The organism is Liquorilactobacillus nagelii DSM 13675 (genome assembly GCF_019444005.1).
Taxonomy (GTDB): Bacteria; Bacillota; Bacilli; order Lactobacillales; family Lactobacillaceae; genus Liquorilactobacillus; species Liquorilactobacillus nagelii.
On sequence record NZ_CP049304.1, the window covers coordinates 1,259,751 to 1,273,314 of the forward strand.

A 13,564-nucleotide genomic window follows, 5' to 3' on the forward strand; every position below is an offset into this window, starting at 1 on the left:
TTCCTCCGTTCAGCCAATTACCGACAACGATTCTTCATTTTCAGGCCGTATCTGCTGATAGATTTGAACAATTCGATCAACGCTAAAACCAGCTGCTGGTAATAAGTCCTCCATTGCTCCGCTGACACCAAAATTCGTCACGCCGACAATTTTTCCGTCTAAGCCGACATATTTTTCCCAGCCCTGCGGCGTTCCTAATTCAATTGCTACCCGCCGCCGAATCTGTGGTGGTAAAACTTTTGCTTGATACTTAACTGATTGACGAGAAAACCGTTCCATTGATGGCAGGGAAACTACACTAACATCTTGTCCTAATTCCAATAATCGTTTTTGAACCTGCAATGCTAAAGCAACTTCTGAACCGGTTGCTAAAAGAATTCCAGTTGGCTCTACTCCCTTTTGTGATGCAATTACATAGCCACCATGATCAACTCCACGTTCAGCAGTCAAATTAGTGTTTGGTAAAACGGCTAGTTGTTGCCGACTTAAAATTAGAATCGTTGGATGATCAACTACACTGACAGCTTGATTCCAAGCAGCCATAACTTCATTAGGATCAGCTGGTCGGAATACTTCAACTCCCGGAATTTGGCGCAGGCTCATCAATTGTTCAATTGGTTGATGAGTTGGTCCATCTTCTCCAACTGCCAAAGAATCGTGCGTAAAAATGAAAGTCACCGGCAGTCTCTGTAAGGCTGCCAATCGAATAACTGGACGCAAGTAATCTGAAAAAACTAAGAATGTTGCACCGAAAACTTGCACTCCCCCATGTAGCGCCATGCCGTTTAAAATTGTTCCTTCACCAAATTCACGAACTCCAAAAGCTAAATTGCGTCCAGTTGGTTTTTCCGGTGTCATCAACGAACTATTCTCAATCGTTGTTCGATTAGAAGTGGCCAAATCAGCTGACCCACCCACTAAGTTAGGATTTTGTTGGGCAAGAGCTTGAATTACTTGATGGCTAGTATCACGGCCTGATTCGGCACCACTCTCGTAACGTGGTAAGGTAACTTTGATTTCAGTTTGTCCTGTCAGCAATTGTTTGAAGTCCGCTAATGCCGCTGAATCAACTAGAGCTAATTCGGCAACTTGTTGATGCCACTGTTTGGCTGCATTCTGCCCCCGATTACGTACTAATTGCTGAGCGATTTGGGCAACTTCGGGCAAAACAGTAAAGGCTGGAGCATTCCAAGCTAAATTTTCCCGCAAAACTGCTAACCCGGTTTTTCCCAATGGCTGGCCATGAACTTGATTAGTTCCAGCATTTGGAGCGCCATAGCCAATAGTCGTTCGTACTTCAATCAAAGAAGGAGCTGCTGTTTGTTTTGCTGCCGTCAAAGCCTGATCAATTGCAGCTAAATCATTTCCATCCGCTACCATTTGTGTATTCCAACCATAACTAGCAAAGCGTTGGCAAACATCAGTTTTAAATGAACGAGAAGTTGGACCATCAAGCGATACATCGTTCGAATCATACAAAACAATCAATTTTTGCAACTGCTGCCGGCCAGCAAAGCTTGCAACTTCATGTGAAACACCTTCCATCAAATCACCATCACCCACTAAAGCATAGGTGTAATGATCAATCAGCTTTTTCCCAGATTGGTTGTACTTAGCTGCTAAAAAGCGTTCAGTCAAAGCCATTCCAACGGCCATTCCTAGCCCTTGACCAAGTGGACCAGTTGTCGCTTCAACTCCTGGAACTTCGCCATACTCAGGATGTCCCGGTGTTCGACTACCGAATTGGCGAAAATGTTTCAAATCATCAATGGTTAAATCAAAACCGGCTAAATGCAGCATACTGTACAGCAAAGCCGAACCATGACCCGCGGATAAAACAAAGCGATCGCGGTTAAACCATTGCGGATCGTGACTATTAATTCGTAAATGACGACTCCAAAGACACCACATCATCGGTGCAGCGCCTAATGGTAATCCCGGATGACCAGAACCTGCCTGTTCAATCATCTCAACACTCAGCATTCGTAAATTATTTACAGCTAATTGATCTGCTTTTGTTACCTTCATCAATACCCCTCCATTCTTTGGTTCTTAACAACAAAAAAGACTTTTGCAGTCAACACTGCAAAAGTCTTTTAGCATTTAGACGTACCCTAAAAAAGGGTAACCCCTCCAAATGAGAAAAGCCGCACAGTGCTGTTTGCATCGTGCGACTCCATAATTTCATACAAAAATTACTGGTCACATCCGATGCGGGAATGTAATGCCCGCATCAAATGTGACGCGGACATTACTTGATAAACCAGTAATAATAAAATCGTGCATTATCAGTAATTAATTTTTGTAAGTTCATTATGGCATTCTCCTTAGATTAATAACAATATAATGAGTTAAAGCTGATATTTAATAATGTGATTCTAACTTCAAAATTATCAAATGTCAACTGTTTTTTTAGAAATTTAAGTTTTGTTAATTTAATTATAACTGCAACTGTAATTCTGCTAAAATTGTCCGCAATCGCGCTACCGAAATTTGTCCTGGAGCTGAACTTGTACCTACAGAACCAAAAGTCAGTACCGAACCAAACAATTCACCACTTAATCGAGTGATCTTTCCTAAGCTTCCCATTGCCATAGTAATCACAGGTAATGGCAGTTGATCAGCAGCTTTACGCGTAGCTGTTAAAAGTTCCAAAACATCATACGCTGTATGTGGCATAACTGCAATTTTTGCCAGATCAGCCTGCATTTCATTCATTAATTTCAAATGATTTAGTATTTGGGCTGTCGTTGGCGTCTGTTGGAAATCATGATAACTTAAAATAACTGGCAATTTATGCTGGTGGGCTACTTGAACAAGCGTTTCCACTTGCTGATGATTACGAGCAGCCTCAATATCCAATGCATCAGCCAGCTGTTGATCGATTATTTTCCGTAGCAAACCAAAATACTGTTTTTCACCCAAAGCCTGTACCCCACCCTCTTCTTGTGTCCGAAAAGTTAATAGTAAAGGTACTTTTAAAATCAAACGTAATTTGCCAGCTAATTGCTTAATGCTACTTAAGTCTTGAAGATAATCTAAGCGCCACTCGACAAGATCCGGTTGAGTCTTCATAACAGCTTGAGCTTGCTGTAGTAATTCGGTCGCAGATTTCCCAGTCAATGACACTGCTATTTTTGGACAACCATTACCTAAAGTCAGCTTACCTATTCTAACTGTTTTCATAAATTACCTGCCTATTATCATTGAATTTTGTTATTCATATGATAATCCTTGCTTTCAAAATATGCTACCTTTGAATTTTAGGGAAGGTAATTCCTTTAATCATTGAATTTTTAAAAAATGATTATTTTAATATTCCTTTATTAACAGTTAAACAGCAAAAACAATGCATTCAGCTTTAACTTGCTCTATAATTGAAGTGGTTGTGACAGCCGACTTTTGCTTAAGATAACTACTGTGAATAAATTCGATTGAGTAACTACTTAGGTTTATTAATTACTCTTTCGAACACCACACTAGTTATTTCTACCGTTGCAAAACGGTTTTTTATTTTAAACAAAAATCAGCCCAATCGACATAAGGGAGGAATTTATAAAATATGAAGAGTGAAAGAGCTAATGATCATTTTAATTTTCTAAATTATTGTGTCTATATTATTTCCTTGGGTGGTTTTTTATTTGGTTATGATACGGGAGTTATAAATGGTGCTTTGGCTTTTATGAGTAAAGCTGATCAACTTGATTTAACACCGGCTTCGCAAGGAATTGTTTCAAGTTCTTTAGTTATCGGTGCTTGTTTGGGTGCTTTAGGTTGTGGTCGTGTAGCCGATAAAATCGGCCGTCGGAAAACATTGCGAATTATCGCAATTGTCTTTACTGTAGCGACATTCTTGTGTACTTTTGCAATGGATTTTTGGAGCATGTCGATTTTTCGTTTTATTTTAGGAATTGCTGTCGGGGCTGCTTCAAGCTTGTCTCCAATGTACTTAGCTGAAATTTCGCCAGAAAATTTACGAGCCGCCAATATTAACAAAAATGCTATTTTTATCGTTTTGGGTCAATTATGTGCTTTTATTGTTAACGCCATTTTGGGCAATCTCTGGGGAACTTGGGGGCCAATTTGGCGAGTAATGATTGTGTCAGCAGCCATTCCATCAATTGTTTTATGGATTAATTCATTTCATATCGGTGGCAGTCCTCAATGGTTATTGTTGCAAAAACGCTTCAAAGGTGCCAAAAAGTTATTTCAAGAATTAGGCTTTAAAAATGCTGAAGATCTAGTCTTCAATCAAGATGACCATAAAAGTCAGCAACATGCCACCTTCAATTGGCGCAAAGTTCTGCAAAACCAACACCTAACATATTTATTGGCAACAGGAATTATAGTGGCTTTAATTCAACAAATTTCAGGAATTAATACCGTTATGTATTATGGGACAATTCTGTTAGAAAGAGTTGGTATGGGTCAAGGCGGCTCCTTATACGCAAATATTTTGATTGGTTTTGTCTCAGTTATTGCGAGTATCTTTGGAACTCGAATGATTGAAAATACTGATCATCATCGTATTTTAGTTATCGGTTTGATTGGAAATGCGGTTTTTTTAACTTTGTTGGGACTAACCATGAGAGTTGACGTTTTTTCACAGAGTGTTACTAACATTTTAGTTTTAATTAATCTGACCTTATTTTTGGCTAATCATCAAGGAATTGTCAGCCCGGTTACTTGGTTAATATTAGCAGAAATGTTTCCAACAAAAGTTAAAGCGCAATTTATGTCTGTGGCAACAGCTACAACTTGGATTACTAACTTTATTATCAGTCTGATTTACCCACAATTAATTGCTAGCTTGGGAGTGACCTTAGTTTTCTTTGTTTTCGCTGCAACCAACTGTTTAAGTATTGTTCTAGCAATCATTTTCGTTAAAGGTTCAAAGATAAAATCCGCCTACCAAAAAATAGACGGATCTACGATCAAATAAAGATGCTTTGTCATGTAAAGCAGGAAATCAAGCGCTTGTGATTTCCTGCTTTTTTGTTCAAAATAGTATCATATTATCTACACAATATGCACTTTACTCTGCAACACAACGCAATTATTGTAAAATAAGTTGATAATTGTCATGAATGGATCTGGAGGAGAATCAATGAATACCCACAAACTTAAACTTCAATGTAGTATTTTAACTGGACTAGCATTTTTAATGGGCCTTAGTCAATTTATTATTATTGGAATTATTAATAATTTAGCTAGCAGTGTACAAACATCCATTAGTCAGGTAGGTCTTTTGGTTACTTTATTTGCCATTGTCTATGCCGTTGCAACACCAATTATTAACTTATTAGTTGGACATGTTTATTTGCATAAGGTTTTAATCAGTTTTTTTGGGATTTTTGCCTTTAGTAACTTATTGACAGCCGTAACAATTGATTATAATACCTTGTTAGTTAGCCGGGTGCTGACGGCACTGTCTTCGGGACCCTCAATCTCGGTAGCGATCACCTTTGCCGCTGCCATTGCTCCAAGCGAAAAACGCGCTTGGATCGTTTCCTGGGTTTTTTCTGGTTTTAGTATTGCGTCAGTTTTTGGTGTACCTTTGGGAACTTGGATTAGTGACAATTTTAATTGGCGCCTGACCTTTTGGGGAATTTTTATTCTAGCAGTAATTTTAACGATATTAGCCTATTTTCTTTTACCGCACAGCCTGCGACAAACAGGGAATGCGAGTTTAGATAGTCAATTAAAGGTTCTAACTGATAAGCGAATTTTATGGGGAATTTTATTGCCAATTCTGAACTTTGGGGCAATTTACATGATTTATACTTATTTGAAACCATTATTGATCTATAAATTAGGCTTTTCGCATTCTTGGATGACAATAATTTTGTTTCTTTATGGTTTATGTGGTCTGATTAGCAATCAAATAAGTGGGCGCATTGCTAACCATGATTGGCTGAAAACTTTAGGTAAGTTCATTTTGCTCCAAGCTGTCAGCTTAATCCTACTTTCAGTGCTAATTAAGATCAATTGGCTGGCGCTAACAGCAATCCTATTAATGGCTTTAACCATGGCAATTCAAAACTCACCAGTGCAATTATATTATATGAATATTGCTAAAGAAGATTATCCGCAGTCATTAATCATCGCCTCATCCTTTAATTCAATTTTTTCAAATGTCGGAGTGGCTATAGGATCATTTGCCGGCGGTCTAGTTACTGATAGCTTGGGGTTAGGCTTTTTAGGGATGTTTGCTAGTTTGTTTAGTCTTGCTTCACTGGGCGTTATCCGTGTTATTACCAGAAATAATAATTAGTTTTGCAAAAAAGCTTCCGCTGACTTTTGTTGTCGAAAGCTTTTTGAAGTTATATAGCAGGTCTTATTTAAGTTCTATTAGGCGACGTCAACAAACTGGTTTTTCCTGCAAGTGGTTGGAAAGTAAAAATTATTTTATTGAAAGATATTGTTGGACTAAAAATCACATAAAAACAATTGAAAAAATCCTTTTTTAATTGTTTTTATGACTTAGCTGCTTTTATTTAAAACTAACTAATTTAAGTGAATGTCTTAAATGTTGGATTGAATATGTACTCTATAAAAACAATAATCTCGGCTTCCTAATCGTCTTTCTTGCCATTTCACCCAAAATCGTAAGTTGACTATCATTTATCTCATCAGGTAATAAATATAAGGTAATTGCTCCACTATCAGGAAGTTCACTTTGTAGTATTGGACTTAGGATGAAAGTGTGGACACGATTTGATAGAATTTCTACTAGAGAGGATCGCGTCTTATGAGCAAAAGAAAGAGATATTCTGTCGAATTCAAGAAAATGATCGTTCAGCTGTATGAAAGCGGGACATCAGTCACTGATCTTACCAGCGAATATGGGATTGCCAGTGCCACCATTTATAAATGGAATGATTTGTACAAGAAAGATAATGATACCGGGGTCTCCAAGGCCGACTTGTTAGAAATGCAGGCAAGAATTACCAAGCTGGAAAGTGAAAACGATATCCTAAAAAAAGCATTAACCATATTCGCAAAAAAGTAAGTATCAAAGATTGGCAGTCAGCTATTAAAGTAACGGCATCAGCGCATAGCGTTAAAGAAGTCTGTCAGACGTTGCACTTATGTCGATCAACCTACTATCAGTACCAGCACCAGACTAAGCCTGAACAGTTTAAGCGGCGCCAAGTTTTATACCAGCAAATCCGACGCATCTACTTTGATCATCGGCGGGTTTATGGCGCTCCTAAAGTTCACGAGGAACTTTTACGTGAGGGCTATCATGCCAGTTTGAAACTGGTTCAAAAGCTGATGCGACACCTAGGCCTCCGGTCAATTGTCGTCAAAAAGTGGCGCTATGAGCACAACAACTATATTGACCAAATGACCTACCCTAATTTGTTAAAACAAGACTTTAAAGCTGTCAAACCTAATCAAAAATGGGCTGCTGATATTACCTATATTCCGACCAAAACTGATGGGTGGTGCTATCTGGCAACCATCATGGACTTGTATTCTCGCAAAATTATCGCTCATAAATTAAGCCGACACATGACAACCGAGTTGGTTGTCAACGTACTTAATCAAGCTTGTGAAACTAGAACTGTCAAGGCTGGTTTGATTCTGCATACTGATTTGGGCAGCCAGTATCGAAGTACTGCCCTTGAAACAGCATTGAAGCAACACGCTATCCGGCACTCTTACAGTAAACGTGGCTATCCGTATGACAATTCTGTGGTGGAGTCATTTCATGCCAGCTTCAAGAAGGAGGAGGTTTACCAACGGACTTACAAAGACTATCATGAAGCCAATTTGGCTCAGTTTAGTTACATTGAAGGATTTTATAATTCTCGGCGGATCATTAGTGCCGATGGCTATTTAACTCCAGATGAAAAGGAACAATTAGTCAGTTAGAAATTCTACGTAATCGTGTCTAAAAACTTGACTCAGATCCAAACAGTAGTCATTGTTTTTTAAAAGCATACCCGTATAATGAGTGATATTAAGGCAAAAAAGTTATCATTTTATAGTTTTAAATTCAACAAAAAATCAGTAGTTTTTTCAAAATTCATTATCTTTCATTAAGACAAATTGGATAAACCCAATAAGATAAAAAAATTTGGAAAATATTTTGCTGCTTCAATATTTTCCAAAAAAATAGACTTTACTTTTTAAATTCAGTATTATTGAAGAAAAGAGTTTATCATAGGAGATGTGAAGCATGTCAAAGAAAAAAATGTTGGGAAAATTAACTAAAACTGCCCTAAATGCAGTAGCGCCTGATTTTGTGGACTCAACAGCGAATATAGTAAGTAATGAACTTGAAAAGAGAAAAGATTATATTAAAATACCCGATGTAGTCTCATTACCAGTTGATGAAGCATCATCAATTTTAGAAAGTTATGGTTTCAAATTCAGTAAAGCCCTGATAGACCCAGATAGCAAATACGCTGAAAGAAGGCCTCTAACAGTTTTAAAAATTTCTCCAAATGTCGGTTGGGCTGTTGATCCAAAAACATTTGTTAAAGTGTTTTACGCTGATGAAGCAGTTATTACGAAAAGTAAAGAACTAAAAAATGCTATTGCGTTAAAGAAAGAACAGCAGAAAAAAGAACAACAAGAAAAATTACACAATCTAACTGATAGTACTGTTAACCAGACCAAAAAAATGATTAGTAAATTCGACTTTCACAAACATAAAGAATAATATTTATTTGAATTTCTATATTCAAAACAGTTCATCCTCATGACTAGTTAGTTTTATCAGTTCAAAACCAAAATTATTTTTGAAGAGATGCTTTTTATAGTTCAAAATAAATAAAAATTGGTTCAAATTCGTCAATCATGAGTTAAGTCCAAATTTATTACTATCACTACTTACAAGTGTTTATTCAAAAAATAATTTTTTATCCTAAAACCCGAAGGTATCTCAATAATAAAAGATACCTTCGGGTTTTTGTGTTTAAACTTTTTAGTAATGAAAAAGAAAGTCTAATTTGATATAGTTAATTTGCCACAAACAATTCACTTTAAAAGTGAAATTTTAATTTTTTGATAAGATCAATAACACGTCCTCAATTTTTAAAATTTTCAATCAATAAATCATCTTCATCCGCGTGGAACATCATCATTCATTTAAAAATAACAGGAGAATTACATCATGCATAACAATCAAAATACTAAACACGAACTTTTCCACGAATACTATGCTCGCTGGATTAAGATCTACAAAGAAGGTGCCATACGCCAAGTTACTATGCAAAAATATTTGATGACTCAGCAATGGCTTTCAAGACTTATTCCAGCCCTTGAAGTCTGTCAACTTAACCGCACCGCATATCAACAATTGTTAAACGAATATGCACAATTTCACGAACGCCAAACTACAATGGACTTCCATCATCAACTAAAAGCTGCCATTATTGATGCTGTTGATGAAGGCTGAATTGATCGTGACCCCACCCGTAAAGCCATCATCAAAGGTCGAACTCCACGTACAAAAAAACAGAAGTTCTTAAATCAGTTTGAAGTTCATAAACTTCTAGCTGATTTAAACCTTGGCCCAAAAGTAGACTGGGACTGGATGATTCTTTTAATTGCTAAAACTGGGATGCGTTTTTCAGAAGCACTTGCGTTGACACCGGCAGATTTTGACTTTATGCATCAGTCGCTAAATGTTAATAAAACCTGGGATTATAAAAATAACCAGGGTTTTATGCCCACTAAGAATTTCACATCAAATCGCAAGATTCAACTTGACTGGCAAACCGTTATCCAGTTTACAGAGTTGCTTAAAGGTCTACCGGAAAATGAACCATTCTTTGTCCATGGAAAAGTTTGGAACTCCACTCCTAATAAACGATTAGAGCGACATTGCAAAAATGTCGACATTCCCATTATTACCATTCACGGTTTGCGCCATACGCATGCATCACTTCTACTATTTGCTGGAGTGTCAATTGCAAGTGTAGCACGACGTTTAGGACATGCAAGTATGACCACGACACAAAAAACGTATCTACACATCATTGCTGAGTTAGAAAACAAAGACATTGACTTAGTCATGCGCTCTCTTTCTGGTTTAAGTAGTTAACCATCAGCATTACTCTATAAGAATGACCTACGCTGATGAAGGGTGATGAGGTTGTCGAGTTGCTGGAAGAAAGTGCCGATTTTTTGTTGTTCTTTGTAACTTTTTGGAATTAAGATAGGAGTTTTTTTACCGCTCATAATGGTGAAAGTTCCTACTGTGCCTGACCCTGATGTCTTCTTTATATAGTTTTGAATACTATTTCCTATAAATGAATAGTATAAAAAGCTGCCATCTAAATATCCGTTGTTCTTAAACCAAATAATATTCCCATCTTTGAAATATAAGGGATTAGTTGATTTAACTAGGTAAGGAATACCTATGCTTCCAACACCAGTTACCAGTAAATCATCAACACGAACTTTTCCTGATGATTTAGAATATTCATTATATTTCTGCTCAGATATAAAAAGTGGGTCTTGAATTTTTTCTCTTTTTGATAGAGCAACTATATCTCTAGCTCTAAAAAAGCGAACTCCTTTATTTGTCCAATCAGATTGATGAATTCTTTTTACAGATGTAACATCCATAATCCCCCCCAACTTACGCTGTTCCCAAGCGTCGTTAAAAAGCCGAGGAAAATCGTCTTCCTCGGCTAATTATTTTCAATTTTCGTTAAAATTACTATCTATATCTAATTTTTAGTCTATACACCTAAAATTTTTAACTGTTCTGCAATTTCTGCTTCTAATTTTGCAATTTCTTGATTGTCTTGCGCAAGCATTTTTTTCACTTCTTGAAGATCAACTGGTTCTTCTTCTTCAAAAGTGTCAACATAGCGTGGGATATTTAAATTAAAATCATTTTCTTTGATTTCTGCTAGACTAGCCACATGTGCATATTTATCAACATCTTGGCGGTCTTTGAATGTAGCGATAATTTTGTCTATGTTAGCGTCAGTTAAGGTGTTTTGATTTTTACCTTTTTCATAGTCATTTGATGCATCAATGAACAGAATGTCTTTATTTGTGCGATTCTTTTTGAACACAAGAATTGTTGTCGGAATGCTTGTGCCATAAAATAAATTAGCTGGCAGTCCAATCACTGTATCCAAATAATTTTTTTCAATCAACGTTTGCCGAATTTTACCTTCTGCAGCTCCACGGAATAAGACTCCATGCGGTAAAACAATGGCCATTGTTCCTGAATTATTTAAATGATATAAACTATGTAAAACAAAAGCATAGTCTGCTTTGGAAGCAGGAGCAAGTTTCCCATAATCACTGAACCGTGGATCTTTTAACTTTGACTTTGTATTATCCCACTTGGCAGAATATGGCGGATTGGCTACAACGGCATCAAATGAACGTGGATGATCAATTCCTTTTTCATCTGGACCATCCGGCCAGTCGTTTTCCAAAGTATCTGCGTTGTTTAAATTCATATTATTGAATGTAACATCATGCATCATTAGATTCATCCGTGCTAAGTTATAGGTTGTTGTATTCAACTCTTGACCATAATACTTGATGGCCCCCGTCTTTTTGCCATGAGGTGATTCATTACCAACCGTTAACAGGAGAGAACCTGATCCCATGGTTGGATCATAAACAGTAAATGACTTATTATTTTCTTTAACATCATTGGTTACAATCTTAGCAAGAACTTTACTTACTTGATGCGGAGTATAAAACTCGCCCCCTTTTTTCCCAGCCGATGCAGCAAATTGACCAATTAGATATTCGTATATTTCACCCAGGATATCTTTACCATTTTCAGCTTTATATTCAATATCATCAACTAACTTCACGATGTTGTTAAGTGATTTAGCCCGCGCTGTTGTAGATGCACCCAATCGTGAATCACCAAGATTAATATCATTGAAGACACCGCTAAAGTCTTGCACTGCTTCTTTATTCAACTCAGCATTTTTGTTGAAATTATCGAAAATTGTTTGATAGTCACTTGGAATCACTTGTGCGTTGTCAATTCTTTCGTTCAATGAAACCCATGTATCCTTTGGCGCAATCGCATAACCAAGCATAGATGATATATCATCGAGGTAATCGGCTAAATCATCACCAGCTGCCTCAGCCATATAAACCTCATTTGGCGTTTTCCCTTTTGGTATATCAATTACATTATTAGTTACCAAATATTCTTCTTGATGTTCTGAAAGATAGCGGTAAAACATAAACGCTAAAATGTAGTTTTTAAATTCTCCTGCATCCATATTTCCGCGAAGCTCGTTTGCCATCGCCCATAGTTTACTAGTAATGCTTTGTATATTGTTATCTGCCATTGTGATTAATCTCCTTTTTTCGTTGTATTAAACAAACATTTGTTGTAAAAGGCCTTTTTTCTGTAATTGAAGATGTTCAATCTTACGCTGATGAAGGGTGATGAGGTTGTCGAGGCGTTGGAAAAAAGTGCCGATTTTTTGTTGTTCTTCGACATTTTTCGGTACTAAATAATTAAATTTATTTAGCTCATCTCTATTAATTTTTGGCATACCTGTTCTCATAGATACGGATACAGAATATTTATAAAATTCAGATGTCTGTAATTCTACGTACAGAAAATCTTGAGTAATTCCATTTTTAGAATTTAAAACATAGGTATCTGCACTAGCTAATCCCTCAAAATTTACATGAGTATACTTTGCTAGTTGAGGATTTATTTTCCCATAAATAATATCATTAGAATTAAAATGAAATTTGCCACTGATTAAATTATCATCCTTCACAGTGTTTACATTATCCAATATCCTACCAGTAAATGGCTCAATATTTCCTGGACCTATATGCAATAATTTATCGTACTTTCCAGTCTTAGGATCCACCATATTCGTAGACATATCTACAGTGTCTATCCACTTACGCCGTTTCCAAGTGCCAGTAAATTCAGGAAAGCGAACTTCCGGAACATCTTCACCATTTTTGGGAAACATTTTTTGAAGTAGACCTTTTTTCTGAGTCTTCAAATCATCTAACTTACGCTGATGAAGGGTGATGAGGTTGTCGAGCTGTTGGAAAAAGGTGCCGATTCTCATCTGTTCTTCTATCTTTGGAAGCATGATTGGCATCTTTGACATTTGTTTTCCAGAGACTTCGACAAAAGTTGAACCTGCTCCATTAGTTTCACCGTAACGCTTTAATTCATCGGTCCTTGAGAAAATAAAATAGGAATCTAGCTTATTTTCATGAGGCAAAATCGACTGAAAACCTTGGTTGGTTGTTCCTTTTTTTGCCAAAATAGCAGTTTTTCCGATACCTGCACGAGAGGTAAAAAGAACCGTTCCAATTGGCAAAACTTTCGCTGAACTCTTTTGTAAACCTAACTCGGTAATTTTATTTTTACTACCTGAAACATAAATTTGATTGTTAATTTCAACTGGCGAATACCAATCAATATCACCATTCCAATACTCGTCATTGTTTGTGCTAGGGGTACCGCCACCAACAATGTCAGCCAGTTCCCCCAACTTACGCTGTTCCCAAGGTTCCGTATAACCAGGGAACCTTAACTTAGGTATACCACTTTTATTATTTGTCATTTTTATCCTTC

General features: G+C 36.8%; 9 protein-coding genes and 2 pseudogenes. 6 read left to right on the top strand and 5 right to left on the bottom strand.

What is annotated here, in order from left to right:
- Window positions 1-9 precede the first annotated feature (9 nt).
- Window positions 10-2,028 carry a transketolase gene (tkt, locus tag G6O73_RS06505; RefSeq protein WP_057885422.1) on the bottom strand — a complete coding sequence of 673 codons (2,019 nt, stop codon included), beginning with the start codon at window positions 2,026-2,028 and terminating at the stop codon, window positions 10-12.
- 411 nt (window positions 2,029-2,439) lie between these two features.
- A complete protein-coding gene (aroD, locus tag G6O73_RS06510; RefSeq protein WP_057885421.1) occupies window positions 2,440-3,186 on the bottom strand; it encodes a type I 3-dehydroquinate dehydratase in 747 nt (248 codons plus the stop codon).
- Window positions 3,187-3,562: 376 nt separating this feature from the next.
- Here aroD and G6O73_RS06515 point away from each other — a divergent pair, with 376 nt between their 5' ends.
- The 6 genes and pseudogenes from G6O73_RS06515 (at window position 3,563) to G6O73_RS06540 (ending at window position 10,060) form a co-directional block, all read left to right on the top strand.
- Window positions 3,563-4,942, top strand: a complete 1,380-nt coding sequence (locus tag G6O73_RS06515; protein ID WP_057885420.1) for a sugar porter family MFS transporter — start codon at window positions 3,563-3,565, stop codon at window positions 4,940-4,942.
- A gap of 165 nt (window positions 4,943-5,107) precedes the next feature.
- Window positions 5,108-6,274 carry an MFS transporter gene (locus G6O73_RS06520; RefSeq protein WP_057885419.1) on the top strand — a complete coding sequence of 389 codons (1,167 nt, stop codon included), beginning with the start codon at window positions 5,108-5,110 and terminating at the stop codon, window positions 6,272-6,274.
- 477 nt (window positions 6,275-6,751) lie between these two features.
- A complete protein-coding gene (locus G6O73_RS06525; RefSeq protein WP_034529615.1) occupies window positions 6,752-7,012 on the top strand; it encodes a transposase in 261 nt (86 codons plus the stop codon).
- 2 nt (window positions 7,013-7,014) lie between these two features.
- A complete protein-coding gene (locus G6O73_RS06530; protein WP_225353034.1) occupies window positions 7,015-7,881 on the top strand; it encodes an IS3 family transposase in 867 nt (288 codons plus the stop codon).
- A 307-nt stretch (window positions 7,882-8,188) separates the two neighbouring features.
- A complete protein-coding gene (locus tag G6O73_RS06535; RefSeq protein WP_057886243.1) occupies window positions 8,189-8,674 on the top strand; it encodes a PASTA domain-containing protein in 486 nt (161 codons plus the stop codon).
- Window positions 8,675-9,127: 453 nt separating this feature from the next.
- Window positions 9,128-10,060: pseudogene (locus G6O73_RS06540) on the top strand (site-specific integrase).
- A gap of 14 nt (window positions 10,061-10,074) precedes the next feature.
- Here the strand turns inward: G6O73_RS06540 and G6O73_RS06545 are convergent.
- From G6O73_RS06545 to G6O73_RS06555, 3 genes and pseudogenes are all read right to left on the bottom strand, one after another.
- A pseudogene (locus tag G6O73_RS06545) lies at window positions 10,075-10,608 on the bottom strand (restriction endonuclease subunit S); the annotation flags it as partial.
- Between the two features lie 95 nt (window positions 10,609-10,703).
- Complete coding sequence (locus G6O73_RS06550) at window positions 10,704-12,299, bottom strand: type I restriction-modification system subunit M (protein WP_057886245.1); 1,596 nt, start codon at window positions 12,297-12,299, stop codon at window positions 10,704-10,706.
- Between the two features lie 27 nt (window positions 12,300-12,326).
- A complete protein-coding gene (locus tag G6O73_RS06555; protein ID WP_057886246.1) occupies window positions 12,327-13,553 on the bottom strand; it encodes a restriction endonuclease subunit S in 1,227 nt (408 codons plus the stop codon).
- Window positions 13,554-13,564: the final 11 nt, after the last annotated feature.